Raw genomic sequence first — 18,051 nt, forward strand, 5'->3', positions numbered from 1 at the left:
GAGGGTCCTCGGCCGACGTGGACACGGGGGTGGTGACGACGACGGGGACGACGGAAGCCCCGGCCGTCGCGTCGGCGGTCCCCCTGCGCACCACGCTCCTCGGTGCCGCCCGCAGCGGTGGCGTCCGGATGCTGGTGCTCCCGGTGAGCGCCCTGCTCGGCGTCGTGGTGACCCGCCTGATCGTGGAGAACTACGGGACCGCCTCCTACGCCCAGTACGGGCTCCTCGTGGCGATCGGCACGCTGCTGCCGTTCGCCGACCTCGGGGTCTCCGCCGCGGTGATGAACGCCGTCGGCGCATCGGACCACCCGTCGACCGACCCCCGCGTGCGCGGCGTGCTGATCACGTCCCTGCGGATCCTCGTCGGCGGTGCGACCGTCGTGTCGCTGGTCGCGGTGGCGATCACCGTGGCCGGGCTGTGGCCGAGCCTGCTCGGGCCGGGGCTGATGCCGGGGTCCGGGCCGCTCGTCGCGATGGCGTGCCTGATCCTCATCGCCGTCGCCATGCCGTTCGGTGTGGGGCAGCGGATCCTCGCCGGGCTGGGCAAGAACCACGTCTCGATCGCGGTCAACGGGTTCCAGACGCCGCTGGTCCTCACCGCGCTGGCGCTGCTGCTGTGGCTGGACGTCCCCGCCGGGCCCGCCGTCGCGGTGCTCGCCTACGGGGCGACGCTGCTCCTCGCCGCGGTCTGCCTGGTCCTGGCGGCGCGACGGATCCGGCCGATGCTGCGGGCGGCGGTCAGCGGCGCCCTCCGGGTGCGCACCGTGACCGGCGGGCGGGTCCTCGACGTCGCCTGGCCGATGCTCGTGCAGATGATCGCCCTCCCGATCGCGATGCAGACCGACCGCATCGTGCTCAGCCACCGGGCCGGGACCGACACGCTCGCCGAGTACAACCTCGCCGCCCAGATGTTCACGCCGATCTGGGCGGTCATCAGCGCCGCGGGCGTGACCCTCTGGCCGGTCTTCGCGAAGGCGCGGGCCCGCGGCTCGACCGACTCGCCGGCGTCGATGGCGCTGGTCTTCGGCGGGATGGCCGCGCTCATGGCGGTGGGCATCGCCCTGGCGTCGCCGTTCCTCGCCGACCTCGCCTCGGGCGGCCGCATCGAGCTCGGGCCGCTCCTGGTGGTCAGCTTCGTCGTCCTGATGGTGCTGCAGGGCCTGAAGTACCCGCTCGGCATGTTCATGACCGACGCCCGGGGGCTCCGTTTCCAGGCGCTGGTGATCGTCGCGATGCTGCCGCTCAACGTCGGCCTCTCGTGGTGGCTCGCCGGCCCGCTGGGCGCCGCCGGGCCGGTGATCGGGTCGGCCGTCGGCGTGCTCTGCTCGCAGGTCGTGGCCAACGCCCTCTACATCCGGCGGGAGCTCCGGCGGCGGGCCGCGGCCGGGGCCACGGCGTGACCGCCACGGGCCGCCGGGTGCTCGTGGCCCACCCGGGCGCGGAGCTGTACGGCTCCGACCGGATGCTGGCCGAGTCCGTCTCCGGGCTGGTCGAGGCCGGGCACCGGGTCGTGGTGGCGCTGCCGGGGTCCGGTCCGCTGGCCGGTGAGCTCCGCGCCCGCGGCGCCGAGGTGGTCACCTGCCGCATGCCGGTCCTGCGCAAGGCCGCGCTGCGCCCGGCCGGTCTGCTGGCCCTGGTGCGCGACGCGCTGCTGGGCCTCGCTCCGGCGGTGCGGCTGCTGCGCGCGGCCGGCCGCGACGGCGTCTACGTCAGCACCATCACCATCCCGTCGTGGGTGCTGCTCGGGCGCCTCCTCGGGCGCCGGGTCACCGTGCACGTGCACGAGGCGGAGCGGTCGGCCGCGCGGCTGGTCAAGGTGGTCCTCGCGCTGCCGGTGCTCGCCGCGCACGCGGTCGTGGTCAACAGCCGGTACAGCCGCGACGTCCTCCTCGACTCCCTGCCCCGCCTCGGCCGGCGGGCCACCGTCGTCTACAACGGCGTGGCAGGTCCCCGCACCGTCACGCCGCCGCGTGCCCGGCTCGACCGGCCCGTCCGCCTGGCGTTCGTGGGCCGGCTCTCGCCGCGCAAGGGCCCGCAGGTCGCCGTGGCGGCGCTCGCCGGCCTGGTGGAGCGCGGGGTGGACGCCCACCTCCAGCTGCTCGGCTCCGTCTTCCCGGGATACGAGTGGTTCGAGGCGGAGCTCCGCGACCAGGTCCGCGACGCCGGCCTGCAGCAGCGCGTCCACTTCGCGGGGTTCGTCCCCGACGTCTGGGCGCCGCTCGCCACCGCCGACGTCGTCCTGATCCCCTCGACGGTCGACGAGCCGTTCGGCAACACGGCCGTCGAGGCGGTCCTGGCCGCCCGGCCGCTGGTCGTCAGCGACACCAGCGGCCTCCGGGAGGCCGGCGCCGGCTACCCGTCCGCGCAGGCGGTCGAGCCCGGGGACGCGACGGCCTGGGCCGAAGCTGTGCAGCGGGTCGTCGACGAGTGGCCGCGGTACCGCGACCAGGCGGTGGCCGACGTCCGGGAAGCGGTACGGCGTCACGACCCGGCCCGGTACCGCGCCGAGATCGCCCGGCTGGTCACGGCACCCGGGGACGCGGCATGACGCACGTGACGATCGGCGTCCTGACGTTCCGGAGGCCCGACGACCTCGCCGCCGCGCTGCCGGCGCTGCTCGAGCAGGCCGCCGCTGCGGAGCGGCCGGACCGGCGGGTGGACGTGCTCGTGGTCGACAACGACCCGGCCGGCAGCGGGCGGGAGACGGCTGCCGCGTTCGATTCGCCGCGGCTGCGCTACGTCGTCGAGCCCACCCCCGGTATCGCGGCCGCGCGCAACCGGGCCCTGGAGGAGGCCGCGGACGCGACGTTCCTCGTCTTCGTCGACGACGACGAGCGCCCGCACGCCGGGTGGCTGGAGCACCTGCTGGGCACCCAGGAGCGGACCGGTGCCGCGGCCGTCGCCGGCGCGGTGGTCTCGGCGTTCCCGGGTGAGCTGGACCCGTGGGTCGCCGCCGGCCGCTTCTTCGACCGGCGCCGGCTGTCCACCGGCACCCCGATCGACGTCGCGGCCACCAACAACCTGCTCCTCGACATGGCCGTGGTCCGGGCGGCCGGCCTGCGCTTCGACGCGGCCTTCGGTCTCAGCGGCGGCAGCGACACCCTCTTCACCCGGCAGCTGACCGCCGGCGGCGCGCTCATGGTGTGGTGCGACGAGGCGGTGGTGACCGACGAGGTGCCGGCCGTCCGCGTCACCCCCGACTGGGTCCTGCGCCGGGCCTACCGGTCGGGCAACTCGGCGAGCCGCGTCGACGTGGTCCTCGCCGCCGGGGCGTGGCAGCGGGCGCGGGCGCGCACCCGGGCCCTGACCCGAGGCCTGCCCCGGTTGCTCGGCGGCGGGCTGCGGTGGTCGCTCGGCGTGCTCACCGCCCGGCCGGCCCACCGGGCCCGCGGCCTGCGCACGGCGGCCCGGGGCGCCGGCATGCTCACCGGCGCCTTCGGGCTGGTCTACCAGGAGTACCGGCGCGGTGCGGCTGCGTCAGGTCCGGCGTCCGTCAGGACGACGCGCGCGGGCTGACCGCCCGGCGCCGCCGCACGGCGACGGCGTCCCGGTAGGCGGCCAGGTGGGCGCTGCCGGCCTCGCGCCAGCCGCGGCGGGCGAGGTCGGGCCGGGCGTCGCGCGGCAGGGAGCCGGCCGAGCGCAGCGCCGACTCCAGCGCCCCGGCGTCCAGGGGGCCGGGGTAGCGCAGCACCCACTCGGGACCGACCTCGTCGGCGAGCCGCCCGGTCACCTCGTTGTCGGGCAGCAGCACCGGGCGGTCGAGCGACAGCGCCATGAGAGCCGCCCCGGAGTTGTGCATCTCCCGGTAGGGCAGCACGACGAGTGCGGAGCGGCTGACCTCGGTGACGAGGTCCTCGTCGCTGAGGTGCGCCAGCCGCAGCTCGACGCGCCGGTCGCCACCGGCGGTGGCGCGCACCCGGTCGGCCAGGTCGGCGTCGGCGGGGCGGCCGGCGACGGTGAGCGTGGCGCCGTCCAGCCCGGCGCCCCGGAAGACCCGCACCAGCTCCTCGACCCCCTTGTACGGCCGGACGAGGCCGACGAAGGCGAGGTGCCGCGGGTCGCGCTCGGTGCGGGGGAGCGCCTCGAACCAGTCGCGGTAGTGACCGTGCGGGACGGTGACCACCGGCGTGCCGGCCGCGACCGGGGTCTCGTCGTTCAGCCTGATCACCAGCGTCGTCCACCGGTCGGTCAGGGCCAGCAGCAGCCGGGTCGCGGGGTCGGCGGCCTCGTGCGGGCGCACGTTGTGGGCGGTGCGGACCAGCGCCGTCCCGGTGGCGCGCAGCCGCAGGAGCAGGACGAGGAACAGCAGCCGCCTCAGCCGGGCCCGCAGCGGGGTGCTGCCCTCGGCCAGGATCTCCGGCCAGTGCACGTGGAAGACGTCGTAGCGCCAGGTGAGCGCCCGCTTCCAGCTGAACGTCGCGACCTCGACGCCCGGTGTCGAGGCGAGGCTGCGGGCCAGCAGGACCACGTACGGGTTGGTGGTGGGGCGCGGGTCGGGGAACGACTGCAGCACGCGCAGCGGACGGGTCACGCGTCCGGACCCACGGGCACCGGGGCCCGGGCCCCCTCGGGCGCCCGTCCGGCCGGCGCGCGCACGGTGGCGGCGAAGGGCAGCAGCAGGCCGAGCGCGAAGGCGATGTCCATCATGTTGGACGTCGGGGTGCCGAACGCCAGGAACCAGAGGCTGCTGACGGCGATCAAGCACTCGAGCGCCGACGCCTCGCGGCGGCCGAGCCGGACGGCGAGCCCGCGGCTGATCAGCACCGCGATCGCCAGGCCGAGCGCGATCCCCACCGGACCGAGGTTCACCCACAGGTCGGCCAGCACCGAGTGCAGCTCGAAGTAGCCGTTGAGCATGAAGCGCTCGAGGTAGTTCTCCCCGCCGGCGATGTTGGCGACGGCGAAGCCGGTCTTCGCGACGGCGAGGTCGGCGCCGGTGGGCACGGCCCCGACGCCGAACCCGAGGGGGTTCTCCGCCATGAGCGCGAGGGTCGCCGACCACTCCGGCCGGCCACCGAGCAGCAGGTTCCCGCTGCGGGCGATCTGCTCGGCCGTGCGGGCCTGGACCTCCGACCCGAGCGCGCCGCTGACGAGCAGCTCGCTGATGACGAAGTAGAGGCCGACGACGACGGCGGCCAGTGCGGCCACCCCGGCCCACCCGTTGTACCGCACCTGCCCGCCGCCGGGCCGGGCCTGCCAGAGGACCAGCGACGCGGCGACCAGGCAGAACCCGAAGGCGCTGCGCGCGTCGTTGGCGATGTTGAGCGCGCCGAGGACGGCCAGGGCGGCCAGCTGCTCCACCAGCCGCCTGCGGCCGCACAGGAGGGCGAGGACGACGAGGGTGGTGGGGAGGAGCAGCTCGTACTTGAGCGGGTTCTCCGAGGCAGGTGCCCGCAGGATGCCCGTGGCCAGCTGCCCCAGCCCGTACGCCAGGGCGACGACCGGCAGCGGCAGGACCGTGCGCGCCCACAGCAGCAGGCCGATGCTGCCGGCCGCGGTGAGCAGCAGCAGCGTGGTGATCGTGGCGTTCCGCAGCACGATCTCGTGGTGCATCGACGACCAGGCCGCCAGCAGCCACCCGGCGACCAGGGCGGCGGCGAAGAGCCCGAGGAGGAAGCGCGCCCCGCGGAACCGGCGCAGCGTCCCGGCCCACACGGGCAGGAGGGCGGTGGCCGCGAGCAGGCTCGTGCTCGTCGTCAGGGGCAGGGGCTGGGCGAAGCCGACGGCCGCGAGAGCGGCGACGGCGACCACGCGGGTCGACGTGACGGCGCGCCCCGGGTCCCGGCGGCCCCAGGTCCGGGCCAGCCCGTCCAGCGGCCCGAGTGGCGAGTCGCCGCGCAGCGCCGCCACCGCGCGGGCCAGCAGCCCGGCGCGGCGGGGGAGGACACCCTCCACGACGACGCCCACGACCGGCACGCCGGACCGCTCGACGGCCGCCACGACCGCCGCGAGGCGCGTGCGCGACGTGCGGCTCCCGTGCGCGGTCACCAGGACGCCGTCGAACTCGGCGGTGTGCAGGAGCAGGCCCTGGACGTCGGCCAGCGGACGTACCTGCACGTCGTCGGCCCATGCCGGGATCACCGTGGCCGTGGACCGGGGGCCCTGCTCGAGGGGGGTGACCCGCGCGCGCTGCGGGGGCTTGCCGGACACCGCGAGGTCCCGGGCGAGCTGCTCGGCGCGCGGGCCGACGACGGCGAACCTGCCCCCACGTCCCGACGGTGACGCCTCGTGCAGCATCCACCAGAGGCGCTCGAGGGCCCGGCCGCGCTCGGTCTCGTGCGGTCGCGTGGCGCCGACCTCCGGCCCGGCCACCTCGACGACCGGTGCCCTGGTGACCCGTTCGGCGTCGCGGTAGTCGCGGACCCGGGGATGCCACAGCTCGCGCAGCCCGACGAGCAGCGCGGCGAGGGCGGCTCCGGTGGCGAAGCCGATCACCGCGTTGTTCCGCTTGCTCGGGGAGATCTGGAAACGGGGCTCGCTGGCGGGCTCGAGGGTGGACACGCGCAGCAGCGGCTTCCCGCTGGGGCCCGCGTAGATGGCCTCCGTGGCCTGGCGCAGCTGCTCGGCGACCTCCCGCGCGACGACGGTGACCTCGTCCCGGTCCGGGCCGTACACCGAGATCTGGAGCACGGTGGTGTCCTCGACCAGCCCGGCCTCCACCGAGCCGGCCAGCTGCGCGGGCGAGGTGTCGAGGCCGAGCTCGTCGACGACGGGTCCGAGCACCTCCGCCGAGCGGGTGAGCTCCACCATCGACGGCAGCACGCGCTCGTCCACGAGGGCGCCGGCCGCCGCGTCCTGCGCGCCGCGAGCCTCGTCGATGCCCACGTAGAGCGAGGTCGAGGAGCGGTAGGTGACGACGCTGAGCATCGCGACGAGGACGCCGAGCGCGGCCCCTGCCGTCGCGGCGGTGCCGATCCACACCCACCGCCGGCAGAGCGCCAGCACGTAGTCCTTCGGCTCCACCGCCGCCCCCCGTCCGATCCGGACTCCCATCATCGCCCGAGGAGGGCCCTGGCCGGGGCATGATGGCCCAGCTCCGGGGGGTTCCGTGACCCGTTGGGGTGGGATGGAGCCGCTCGAACCCGCGAGCCGTCGTCACAGGGGCACACACTGTGACCTGGTACGACCGTTCCGAGGCAGCGGCGGTGTCACCCGGTCGGGCTGCGAGGCCCGCCGTCGCAGGGTCGGTCGGAGTCGCCGTGGGCGGCTGACGTGGATGGGGGAGCGATGAGGTCCCGAGCACCGCTCGAGGTCGTGCGCCGGCGCTGGCGCTGGGTGGCGGTCATGGCCCTGCTGGGCGTCGTGGCCGGCCTCTGCTACTCCCTGTACGTCCCCAAGACCTACCGGGCGTCGGCGAGCGTCTTCTTCTCCCTGCAGTACGGCGACTCCGCCTCCGACCTCGTGCAGGGGTCGACCTACACGCAGAACCAGGTCGCCTCGTTCGCGCGCCTGGCAACCACCCCCGCCGTCCTCGAGCCGGTGATCGACGAGCTGGGCCTCGACACCGGGGTGAACGCGCTCGCCTCCCGGATCGAGGCGTCCGCGCCGCTGGACACGGTGCTCGTCGAGGTGACCGTGACCGACCGGTCGGCCGAGGGCAGCGCGCGGATCGCCAACGCGGTCGTCGACACCCTCTCGACGACCGTCGAGAACCTGGCGCCGCGCAACGACAACGGGCGCCCGACCGTGGAGGCGACCACCGTCGCCCCCGCGGAGGTGCCGGGTGGGCCGGCCGCGCCGAAGCCGCCGCTCAACGTCGCGGTCGGGCTCGGCATCGGCCTGCTCGTGGGCCTGGCGCTGGCCTGGACGCGCGAGGCGCTGGACAACCGCGTCCGCGACGCCTCGGTGGTCTCGGAGGTCACCGACCTGCCGGTCATCGGCAGCATCGGCACCCGCAGCCGCGCCTCCCAGCCGGTGGTCATCGAGTCCGAGCCGCACAGCCCGCAGGCCGACTTCTTCCGGCAGCTGGCCACCAACCTCCAGTTCCTCGGCGTCCCCGGCGCGAACTCGGCCAACGGCCGCGACCTGCGCACGGTGATGGTCACCTCGTCGGTGCCGGCGGAGGGCAAGTCCACGGTCGCGGCGAACCTGGCCGCCGCCCTGGCGGAGAGCAACGCGCGCGTCGTGCTCGTCGACGCCGACCTGCGCCGCCCCGCCACCGCCCAGCTGCTGGGCATCGAGGGTGCGGCCGGGCTGAGCACCGTCCTGATCGGACGGGCGACGATCGACGACGTCCTGCAGGAGTGGGGGACGTCGGGCCTGCACGTGCTCGCCTCGGGCCGGGTGCCGCCGAACTCCGGCGAGCTGCTGAACTCGCCGGCGATGCGCCAGGTGCTGGCGGAGCTGCGGCAGCGCTTCGACTTCGTCGTCCTCGACGCGCCCCCGCTGCTGCCCGTGGCGGACGCCGTCATCCTCTCGCGGGCCGTCGACGGCGCGATCGTGGTCGCCAACGTCACCAAGGTCCGCCGGCACCAGCTGGCCGAGAGCCTGCGCAGCCTCGAGCAGGTCAAGGCGCGCGTCCTCGGCGTGGTGCTCAACCAGGTCAGGCGGCGTGACCCCTCGTACAGCTACGAGCCCTACGGCGGCGACGTCGAGTGGGCGCCCGCGGCCGAGGAGTTCGTCGCCGGCCGCGCCCACCTCACCGGCGCGGCGCCGGCGGCGCCCGGGAACGGGCAGCCGGCGGCGGTGGAACCCGGACGGGTGCCCACCGCGACCGGCGCGGGGGAGGGGCCCTCGGGCCCGTCCTCGGCGCCCCACGGAAAGGACGGATGACAGTGAACGCTCGCGAATCCCTGACCGGGGTGCCGGCCACCGGCCGGTTCTCCGTGCTCGTCGTGTGCACGGCCAACATCTGCCGCTCGCCGGCCGCCGAGGTGGAGCTCCGGAGCGCGCTCGTGCCGTCCCCCGACGTCGTCGTCAGCAGCGCCGGGCTGCGCGCCCGGGTCGGCGAGCCGGTCGACCCCGGCATGGTCGCCGTCCTGGGCCGGGAGCCGGAGGGCTTCGCCGCCCGCCAGGTCGGGCCGGCGATCGTCCGCGACGCCGACCTCGTGCTGACCATGACCCGCGACCAGCGCTCGGCGATCGTCGGCGCGGTGCCGGCCGCCGTCCGCTCCACGTTCACGCTGCGGGAGTTCGCCGCTCTGGTGGGTCTGGCGAGCGAGCACGGCACCGACATCGGGCAGGGGACGAAGGGCGAGCGGCTGGCCGCCCTCGCGGCCGTGGCCCCGCGCTTCCGCAGCGTGCGCGCGGCCGGCGACCACGACGACATCGAGGACCCCTTCGGCGGCAGCCGGCAGGACTACTCCCGGGCGCTGGAGGAGATCCGCGCCTCGGTCGCCGACGTGGTCACCGCGCTCGAGGGCGACCGCGTGGTGCCCTCCTTCGCCGACGCCTGGTCGGCCTGAGCAACCCGCCCGGAACGGCGGCGTGACCGGTCCGACATCCGATCACGCTGCGTCACCGCACTTTGGCGCGAGGTAGCGGTTCGCGTGGGCTTTCCCTCCCCATCGAGTGAGATGGAGCCCAAACCCCTGACCGTGCGTGACCGTTGCGGATAGCGTCTCGTTGTCAGTCGTGGCAGCAACCGGGGGGACCGAGATGAGCCAGATCGTGGGGTACGCGCCTGGGGCGTACGACCTCTTCCACATCGGTCACCTCAACCTCCTCCGCCGGGCCGCCGAGCAGTGCGACGTCCTGGTGGCCGGCGTCGTCGCCGACGAGGTCCTCGTCCAGACGAAGGGCCGGGCGCCGGTCATCCCGCTCGCCGAGCGCATGGAGATCGTCCGCAGCATCCGCTGCGTCGACCGGGTCCACGCCGAGACGGTGCCGGACAAGCTCGCCACCTGGCGCGAGGTCGGCTTCGACGTGATCTTCAAGGGCGACGACTGGCGCGGGACCCCCAAGGGCGAGAAGCTCGAGCGCGACTTCGCCTCGGTCGGCGTCCAGGTGAGCTACTTCCCGTACACGATGCACACGTCCAGCACGATCCTCCGCAAGGCGCTGCTGGCCATCGAGGCACCCGAGCCCGTCGGCCGCGTGGCCCGCGCGCTCACCTCCTGACCCGGGAGCCGATCAGGAGGCGGCGTCCGCCGTCCCGAGCAGCCAGCGGTCGGCGTCGGCCCGGGTGTCGGTGCGCGGCAGGTCGGCCGTGACCTCCTCGGCGGTGCGGCCCGCTGCGGCCGCGGACCGGAGGGCGGCGGCGATCTCGGGGGCGTCCGCGGACACCGGCACCACGCGGTGGCCGTGCCGGTGCAGCCAGTCGGCGATGCCGGTCTCGTCCGTCGTGACCACCTCGCACCCGTGCGACAGGCCCTCCAGGATCGGCAGGCCCACCTGCTCCCGCCACCAGCCGCTGCGCTGGGAGAGCAGCACCAGCACGTGCGCCGCGCGCAGGGACGCGTGGACCTCGGCCCGCGGGGGGTCGACGACGAGCGACACCTCCGGGTGGGCCGCGGCCCACGTGCGCACGTCGGGCAGCAGCTCTCCCGTGCCGATCAGCCGGAGTCGCAGACCGGCGTCGGCGGGGAGGGCGTCCCACGCCTCCATCAGCTGGCGGATGCCCTTCCGCTCCTTGAAGGCGCCGACGAACAGCACCGTGGCTGCGTCCCGGACGCCCCCGGCCGGGCAGTCGCACGGCTGGGGCACGGCCGGGAACACCCGCGCGCGGGTGGCCACGACCGCCGGGTCGACGTAGCGCTCGAGCAGCTGCCGGGAGCCCTCCGTGCCGAACGCCAGCCGGTCCATGCGCCCGACGAGGAACCGCAGGACGCGCCGGGACCACCACCGGCCCAGTGGCCGCGGCACGTGCCGGGAGAGCGCCAGCCGGTCGACCGGGTCGGTGAGGTCGATGCAGTACGCCCCGACGGCGGCCGGTCGGCGGGTCAGCGCACCCCGCAGGCGGACGGCGGCGACCTGGGCGGCCACCGAGCCCCAGCGCGACACCATCAGCGGCTCGTTGAGCTCGACGGCGTCGTACGGCGTGCGCAGCAGGTGCAGGACCGTGGCGGCGCGGCCCAGCTGGCGCAGCGGGGACGGCCCGCCCGCGGCCAGGGCCGGGTCGAAGTCGTACCGGCGGTCGCGGTGGATCACCAGCGCCGGCGTCATCGTGCGGAACCGCTCGAGGTGCGCGGAGCGCACCGAGCCGTAGACGCGTGCCCGGCTCGGGGCGCCGTCGCTGGTGGCGGTCACCGGTCGAATCTAGGGCCTGCCGGCCGTCCGGCAGCGGCACCGGCCGGTGTCTCACCCCGAGTGTGGAGGGGATGCCCACGAACCGTCGTCCCGGCGCCCCGGCCCGGGTGACAATGCACCGCCCGTGCCGGTCCGGCGCGGGGTCCCGGCGAGGAGCGGTGGTGCGGCGTGGTGGATCCCCGGAGGGACGGGCCGACGGTCGCCGTCGCGTTCCCGGCCGGGCGCGGCGTGGCCCGCTGGCGGGAACGGAACGCGGAGAGCCCCGTCCCCAACGCCTGGCCCTACGGCCTGGACCGCCTCGCCGCCGACGGGCGCCAGGTCACCGACGTCGAGCTGCCCCCACCGACCCGCGTGCAGCGGCTCCTCGCGAGGGCGGGCGTCCGCGGCGCGCGGCGGTCACCGGCCAGGGCGGACGTCGCCCTCTGCTGGGACGAGGGCACCGTGGAGCGGCTCGTGCTCGGGGCCCCGGGCCGGCGCCTGTTCAGCGGCGTCATCTGGGCCACCGACCGGCTGGCCACCGAGGGCCCGGCGGCGCTGCGGGCCCAGCGCGACCTCCTGCGCGGGCTGGACGGGGTGTGGTGCCTCAGCCGCCCGCAGGTCGACGCCGTGCGCGCGTGGCTGGGGCCCGGCGGCCCGCCGGTCAGCTTCCTCCAGTTCGGCGTCGACGAGCGCTTCTACCGCTTCGCGCCCGAGTACCCGGAGCGGCCGAAGGTGGTCAGCCTCGGCGGGGACCGCGACCGCGACCCGGCGACGCTGTTCGCCGCCCTGGACCTGGTCCTGCGCGAGCGCCCCGACGTCGAGTGCGTCGTCGGGACGACGTCGACCCTGCCCGCGCCCCGGGGGGTGCGCACCGTCGAGTTCGTCCCGCACGCGCAAGCCGTCGACCTGTACGCGTCCGCGAGCGTCGTGGCGCTGGCCACCCGGCCGAACCTGCACGCGTCGGGGATGACCGTGGGGCTGGAGGCCATGTCGGTCGGCCGCCCCGTGGTGGCCTGCTCGACGCCCGGGATGGACGACTACTTCCCCGACGGCGGGACCGGTTTCCTGGTGCCGCCGCAGGACCCCGCGGCGATGGCGGCGCGGATCCTCGAGCTGCTCGCCGACCGCGACCGCGCGGCGGCCATGGGACGGCGGGGCCGCGAGCACGTCGAGCGGGGCCACACCACCGCGTCGATGTGCCGTCGGCTGGCCGAGATCGTCGCCTGAGCCGGGGGCCCCTCGCGGGCCGGGTCGCTGTCGGTGCGGCGGACTAACCTGGGAGTCCGGCCACCACCGCGTCCGGCGGTGCACCCTGGCCGTGGATCCCCGGGAGTGGACTGCTCGTGACCTTGCGCGGCGTGCTCGACGTCGTCCTCACCGACCCCGGCATGGCGCGCGTCGTCGCGTCGGCCGGCCGGGCGTCGCTGGCGGTGACCGCACCCCCGCCCGTGCAGCCGCTCGTGGCCGCGGCGCTCGCCTCGGGTGGGCGGGGGACGCAGGAGCCGGGGGCCGGCGTCCCGGTCCTGGTCGTCACCGCGGGCGAGCGGGACGCCGACCAGACCGCCGACCTGCTGCGCTGCTTCGTGCCCGGCCGGCGGATCGAGACGTTCCCCGCCTGGGAGACGCTGCCCCACGAGCGGCTCAGCCCCCGGGCCGACACGGTGGGGCGCCGCCTCGCGGTGCTCCGCGACCTGACCCACCCCGGCGAGAACGGCGCGATCGACGTGCTGGTCGCGCCGGTGCGCAGCGTGCTCCAGCCGCTCGCGCCGGGCCTGGGCGACCTGGTGCCGGTCGAGCTGAAGCCGGGCGACTCCGCCGATCTCGACGACGTCGCCCGCGCGCTGTCCGACGCCGCGTACACCCGCGTCGAGCTGGTCGAGAAGCGCGGCGAGTTCGCCGTCCGCGGTGGCCTGCTCGACGTCTTCCCGCCGACCGAGCCGCACCCGGTGCGCGTGGAGTTCTGGGGTGACGAGGTCGACGAGCTGCGGTACTTCTCCGCCGCCGACCAGCGCTCGCTCGACGAACGGCCCGAGCGGCTGTGGGCGCCGCCCTGCCGGGAGCTCCTGCTGTCGCCCGAGGTCCGGGAGCGTGCCGCCGCGCTGGCCCTCGAGCACCCCGAGCTGGCCGAGATCCTCGACAAGCTCGCCGAGGGCATCGCGGTCGAGGGGATGGAGTCGCTCATCCCCGCGCTGGTCGCCGGCGAGATGCAGCTGCTGGGCGACCTGGTGCCGAAGGGCACGCACGTGCTGGTGTGCGACCCCGAGCGGGTGCGCACACGGGCGGCGGACCTGGTCCGCACCGCCGAGGAGTTCCTCGCCGCGTCCTGGTCGACCGCGGCGGAGGCCGGGCAGGCGCCCATCGACCTGGGTGCGTCGTCCTTCCGCGACCTCGCCGAGGTGGAGACCGCGGCGCGGATCCGCGGTCTCCCGTGGTGGACCACCGGCGCCTTCACCCTCCAGGCGGAGGACGACGACGAGCAGGTCACGCTCGACGCCACGATCGTCGACCGCTTCTCCGGCGACGTGCCGAAGGCCGTCGAGCAGGTGCGCAGCTGGACGCGGGACGACTGGCGGGTCGTCGTCACGTTCGCCGGGCCGGGACCGGCGCAGCGCGCCGCCGACCAGTTCACCGAGGCCGACCTCGGCGTGCGGCTCGTGCCCGACGTCGCGGCCGCGCCCGACGGCGGGCTGGCCCACGTCACGCAGGGCAACCTGGAGTCGGGCTTCGCCTTCCCGGCGGTCGGGCTGGCCCTGCTGACCGAGCACGACCTGACCGGCCAGCGCGGCACCTCGATGCGCGACGCGGCGAAGATGCCCGCCCGGCGGCGCAACGCGGTCGACCTCGCGCAGCTCCAGCCCGGCGACCTCGTCGTCCACGAGCAGCACGGCATCGGCCGCTACATCGAGATGATCAGCCGCACCGTCAACGGCGGGCAGCGCGACTACCTGATCGTCGAGTACGCGCCGTCGCGCCGGAACCAGCCGCCGGACCGGTTGTTCGTGCCGACGGACTCCCTCGACCAGCTGACCCGCTACGTCGGGGGCGAGGCCCCCGCGCTGTCCAAGCTCGGCGGCGCCGACTGGCAGAAGACGAAGAACCAGGCCCGCAAGGCGGTCAAGCAGATCGCCGCCGAGCTGATCCGCCTGTACTCCGCGCGCATGGCCACGAAGGGGCACGCGTTCGGGCCGGACACCGTCTGGCAGCGCGAGCTCGAGGACGCCTTCCCGTTCCAGGAGACGCCCGACCAGCTCGGCGCCATCGACGAGGTCAAGGCCGACATGATGCAGCCGATCCCGATGGACCGGATCATCTGCGGCGACGTCGGCTACGGGAAGACCGAGATCGCGGTGCGCGCGGCCTTCAAGGCGGTGCAGGACGGCAAGCAGGTCGCCGTCCTGGTGCCGACGACGCTGCTGGCCAACCAGCACTACAAGACCTTCGCCGAGCGCTTCGCCCAGTTCCCGGTGACCGTCGCCGTCCTCTCCCGGTTCCAGTCCAAGGCCGAGAGCGACGAGATCATCCGCAAGCTGGCCGCCGGCGAGATCGACGTGCTCGTCGGCACCCACCGCCTCCTGCAGCCGACCACCCGGTTCAAGGACCTCGGCCTGGTGATCGTCGACGAGGAGCAGCGCTTCGGCGTCGAGCACAAGGAGTACCTGAAGACGATGCGGACGGCGGTCGACGTCCTCTCGATGTCGGCCACGCCGATCCCGCGCACGCTGGAGATGAGCCTGACCGGCATCCGCGAGATGTCGACGATCCTCACGCCCCCGGAGGAGCGGCACCCGGTGCTGACCTACGTCGGTGCGTGGGACGACAAGCAGATGGCGGCGGCGATCCGGCGCGAGCTGCTTCGCGACGGCCAGGTCTTCGTGATCCACAACCGCGTGCAGTCCATCGACAAGGCGGCGGCGAAGATCCGCAACCTGGTGCCCGAGGCGCGGGTGGCGGTCGGCCACGGCCAGATGAAGGAGCACGAGCTCGAGCGGATCATGGTCGGCTTCTGGGAGAAGGAGTACGACGTCCTGGTCGCGACGACCATCGTCGAGTCCGGCCTGGACATCCCGAACGCCAACACCCTGATCGTCGACCGGGCCGACACCTTCGGCCTCTCCCAGCTCCACCAGATCCGCGGCCGCGTGGGCCGCGGGCGCGAGCGCGCGTACGCCTACTTCACCTACGACCCGACCCGCCCGCTGACCGAGACGTCGGTCGACCGGCTGACCACGATCGCGCACAACACCGACCTCGGCGCCGGCATGGCCGTCGCGATGAAGGACCTCGAGATCCGCGGCTCGGGCAACCTGCTCGGCGGCGAGCAGTCCGGCCACATCGCGGGTGTGGGGTTCGACCTCTACGTCCGGCTGGTCGGCGAGGCGGTGGCCGACTACCGGTCCCAGGTCACCGGAGAGTCCGCACCGGTCGAGCCGGTCGAGGTCCGGGTCGACCTGCCGGTCGACGCCCACCTGCCGCACGACTACGTGCCGGGGGAGCGGCTGCGCATGGAGGCCTACCGCAAGGTCGCCTCCATCCAGGACGACGACCAGGCGCAGGCGGTCCTCGACGAGCTCACCGACCGCTACGGCGCCCCGCCGGCGCCGGTGCTCAACCTGCTCGCCGTCGCCCGCTTCCGGACGGCGATGCGCGCCCTGGGCATCACCGAGGTGTCGCTGCAGGGTCGGGCGATCCGGATCAGCCCGGTCGACCTGCCCGAGTCCAAGCAGATGCGGCTGGCGCGGCTGGCCGACGGTGCGTCGTACAAGGCGGCCGTGCGGACGATCTCGCTCAAGGTGCCGGTCGGCCCCGACCGCCGGACGCCGCTGCGCGACGTGGCCCTGCTGGAGAACCTGCACGCGACGCTGACCGCGGTCCTCGCCCAGCCCGTCGCCGCCTGACGCCGCAGGGGCCGTCGTGGCCACTGTGGCCGAGGTCGGGGCGGGGTGCGGCGGGCATCACACCCGGTGTGGCAACCTGCGGTCGTGCTGAAGCGTCGAGTTCCCCGGGTCGTCGTGTCCGGGTTCCTCCTGGCCGTCGCGGTGACCGGGCTGTCGGGCTGCCGTACCTCGCCCACCGTCGCCGCCTACGTGGGTGACACCCACATCTCCGTGGCCGAGCTGGAGGACGCCGTGCAGGAGCGGCTGGCCGAGCCGGCCGTCGCCGCGTACGCCGAGGCCCAGGGCGACGCGTTCACCCAGCGGGTGCTCGAGCTGCTGGTGCAGGAGGAGGTCTACGCCGTCGCCGCCGAGCGCTACGGCGTCGAGGTCACCGACGCCGACGTGCGGGCGCGGATCGACCAGCTGCTCGGCGACGACGACCCCGACACCGTCTTCGGCCAGCTCGCGGAGCAGGGCATCGGGCGCGAGGACATCGTCGAGAACGTCCGCCAGCAGCTCGTGCGCGTCGGCATCGCCGAGGCCGAGGGGGAGGCCGACGCGCTCAGCGACGAGGCGCTGCGCGCCCGCTACGCCGAGGTCCGGGAGGACCTCGCCGAGGTCTCCTTCGGCTACGTCACGGTGCCCGACCAGGCGACCGCCGACCTCGCCGTCGCCCAGCTGAACGCCGACCCGGCGGCCTACGGACCGCTCGCCGCCCAGTTCGCCGGAGCCGCGACGCTCCCCGCGCTGGAGTCGCGGTCGGCCGACGAGCTGCCGGCGGTGCTCGCCGACGGCATCCGGACGGCCGCGCCGAACACCGCCTTCGCGACGCCGGTGCCCGAGGCGGGCGGCGTCGTCGTCACCTTCGTGGGGGACGTGGTCTACCCGGCGTTCGAGGAGGTCCGCCCCCAGCTGGAGAGCGACGCCTCCCAGGGGGTCGAGGCGGCGGCGAACGAGCGGATCCAGGAGGTGCGCGAGGATCTCGGCGTGACCGTGAACCCCCGCTACCAGCTCCGTGACGAGGACGGCCGGCTGGTCCCGGTCGAGGACGGCGTCGTCGACGTCCTCGGCGACGACGACCAGGCCACCGCACCCGCCGAGTAGGGACGACGCGGTGCCCTGGAGCCATCCGCCGAGGCCGGAGACGGTCAGCGTGTCGGCCGCCGTCCGCGACCGCGTGCTCGAGGTCGCCCGGGAGGACCGGGTGCGCGGCGTCGCGCTCCTGCGCCAGGAGACCGGGCTGGGCCTGCGGTTCGCGGTGGCCCTGGTCGACTCCTGGCTCGCCGGCGGCACCGGCCCGGGGGCCGGGGACGGTCCGGCGCGGCCCGGTGAGCGCCTGCTCGACGTCGTCCGCGTGATGGACCGGCTGCGTTCCCCGGGCGGCTGCCCCTGGGACGCCGAGCAGACGCACTCCTCCCTGCGGGGCTACCTGCTGGAGGAGGCGCACGAGGCCTACGACGCGATCGTCGACGACGACCCGGTCGCGATGCGCGAGGAGCTCGGCGACGTCCTCCTGCAGGTGGTCTTCCACGCCCGCGTCGCCGCGGAGGCCTCGGCCGGCCGGCGGTTCGACATCGACGACGTCGCGGGCGACCTGGTCGACAAGCTGGTCCGCCGGCATCCGCACGTCTTCGGCGACGCGGGGCCGCGGGACGTGGCCCAGGTCGAGGCCGGGTGGGACGAGATCAAGAAGGCCGAGAAGCAGCGGCGCTCGCCCACCGAGGGCGTCTCGCGCTCCCAGCCGGCGGCCGCGTGGGGCGCGGCGCTCGTCCGCCGCGCAGCGCGTGCCGGCCTGGGCACACCCGAACCCGCGGAGTTGACGGTCGACAGCCCCGAGGAGCTGGGGGAGCGGCTGCTCGCCGTCGTCACGGCCGCCGAGCAGCGGGGCTGGGACGCGGAGGACGCGCTGCGCGAGGCGGTGCGCCGGTACGCAGGCGAGCTCGACGCGGAGGCGCTGGCCCGATCGGAGGGACCCCACCGCAACGGGTGAGCCGGTCCGCACCCCGGTCGG

At 75.2% G+C, this 18,051-nt stretch carries 13 protein-coding genes; 10 read left to right on the plus strand and 3 right to left on the minus strand.

Translation table 11 applies throughout. The annotated features are described in order from the left end of the window. Nucleotides 1–17: 17 nt before the first annotated feature. Genes DCS98_RS02780 through DCS98_RS02790 form a run of 3 tightly spaced genes read left to right on the plus strand, consistent with a single transcriptional unit; the run spans nt 18 to nt 3,516 of the window. Nucleotides 18–1,400 (plus strand): oligosaccharide flippase family protein, encoded by a 1,383-nt coding sequence (locus DCS98_RS02780; protein WP_116449777.1) that lies wholly within the window; start codon nt 18–20, stop codon nt 1,398–1,400. Next, on the plus strand, nt 1,397–2,548 hold the full coding sequence (locus tag DCS98_RS02785; RefSeq protein WP_241037081.1) for a glycosyltransferase family 4 protein: 1,152 nt from the start codon (nt 1,397–1,399) through the stop codon (nt 2,546–2,548). The genes DCS98_RS02780 and DCS98_RS02785 overlap by 4 nt, the downstream gene beginning before the upstream one ends. Further along, entirely contained in the window at nt 2,545–3,516 is a 972-nt protein-coding gene (locus tag DCS98_RS02790; protein WP_116449778.1) for a glycosyltransferase family 2 protein, read from the plus strand. The genes DCS98_RS02785 and DCS98_RS02790 overlap by 4 nt, the downstream gene beginning before the upstream one ends. Here DCS98_RS02790 and DCS98_RS02795 read toward each other — a convergent pair. Both DCS98_RS02795 and DCS98_RS02800 read right to left on the minus strand, forming a co-directional pair. Next, nucleotides 3,494–4,531, minus strand: coding sequence for a glycosyltransferase family protein (locus DCS98_RS02795; protein ID WP_116449779.1), 1,038 nt, complete (start codon nt 4,529–4,531; stop codon nt 3,494–3,496). The genes DCS98_RS02790 and DCS98_RS02795 overlap by 23 nt on opposite strands. Beyond that, nucleotides 4,528–6,963 (minus strand): YveK family protein, encoded by a 2,436-nt coding sequence (locus tag DCS98_RS02800; RefSeq protein ID WP_164704339.1) that lies wholly within the window; start codon nt 6,961–6,963, stop codon nt 4,528–4,530. Before DCS98_RS02800 ends, DCS98_RS02795 begins: the two co-directional genes overlap by 4 nt. 264 nt (nt 6,964–7,227) lie before the next feature. On the opposite strand from DCS98_RS02800, the gene DCS98_RS02805 reads away from it, so the two are divergent. The 3 genes from DCS98_RS02805 (at nt 7,228) to DCS98_RS02815 (ending at nt 10,059) form a co-directional block, all read left to right on the plus strand. Further along, the gene (locus DCS98_RS02805) at nt 7,228–8,772 is read left to right on the plus strand and encodes a tyrosine-protein kinase domain-containing protein (protein ID WP_116449781.1); all 1,545 of its coding nucleotides are present in this window, start codon (nt 7,228–7,230) and stop codon (nt 8,770–8,772) included. Nucleotides 8,773–8,774: 2 nt separating this feature from the next. Beyond that, the gene (locus DCS98_RS02810) at nt 8,775–9,404 is read left to right on the plus strand and encodes an arsenate reductase/protein-tyrosine-phosphatase family protein (RefSeq protein ID WP_206340063.1); all 630 of its coding nucleotides are present in this window, start codon (nt 8,775–8,777) and stop codon (nt 9,402–9,404) included. A gap of 193 nt (nt 9,405–9,597) precedes the next feature. Then, entirely contained in the window at nt 9,598–10,059 is a 462-nt protein-coding gene (locus DCS98_RS02815) for an FAD synthase family protein (protein ID WP_116449783.1), read from the plus strand. Nucleotides 10,060–10,071: 12 nt separating this feature from the next. On the opposite strand, the gene DCS98_RS02820 is transcribed toward DCS98_RS02815, so the two are convergent. Further along, nucleotides 10,072–11,187, minus strand: a complete 1,116-nt coding sequence (locus tag DCS98_RS02820) for a glycosyltransferase (protein ID WP_116449784.1) — start codon at nt 11,185–11,187, stop codon at nt 10,072–10,074. 168 nt (nt 11,188–11,355) lie between these two features. Here DCS98_RS02820 and DCS98_RS02825 point away from each other — a divergent pair, with 168 nt between their 5' ends. The 4 genes from DCS98_RS02825 to DCS98_RS02840 all read left to right on the plus strand — a co-directional run bounded on the left by DCS98_RS02825 (nt 11,356) and on the right by DCS98_RS02840 (nt 18,030). After that, entirely contained in the window at nt 11,356–12,393 is a 1,038-nt protein-coding gene (locus DCS98_RS02825; RefSeq protein ID WP_116449785.1) for a glycosyltransferase family 4 protein, read from the plus strand. Between the two features lie 116 nt (nt 12,394–12,509). Then, nucleotides 12,510–16,061 (plus strand): transcription-repair coupling factor, encoded by a 3,552-nt coding sequence (mfd, locus tag DCS98_RS02830; protein WP_116449786.1) that lies wholly within the window; start codon nt 12,510–12,512, stop codon nt 16,059–16,061. An 84-nt stretch (nt 16,062–16,145) separates the two neighbouring features. Next, nucleotides 16,146–17,144 carry a SurA N-terminal domain-containing protein gene (locus DCS98_RS02835; protein WP_164704340.1) on the plus strand — a complete coding sequence of 333 codons (999 nt, stop codon included), beginning with the start codon at nt 16,146–16,148 and terminating at the stop codon, nt 17,142–17,144. A 49-nt stretch (nt 17,145–17,193) separates the two neighbouring features. Then, complete coding sequence (locus DCS98_RS02840) at nt 17,194–18,030, plus strand: nucleoside triphosphate pyrophosphohydrolase (RefSeq protein ID WP_241037083.1); 837 nt, start codon at nt 17,194–17,196, stop codon at nt 18,028–18,030. Nucleotides 18,031–18,051: the final 21 nt, after the last annotated feature.

Source organism: Blastococcus litoris, from assembly GCF_003075095.1.
GTDB classification, from domain to species: Bacteria; Actinomycetota; Actinomycetes; order Mycobacteriales; family Geodermatophilaceae; genus Blastococcus_B; species Blastococcus_B litoris.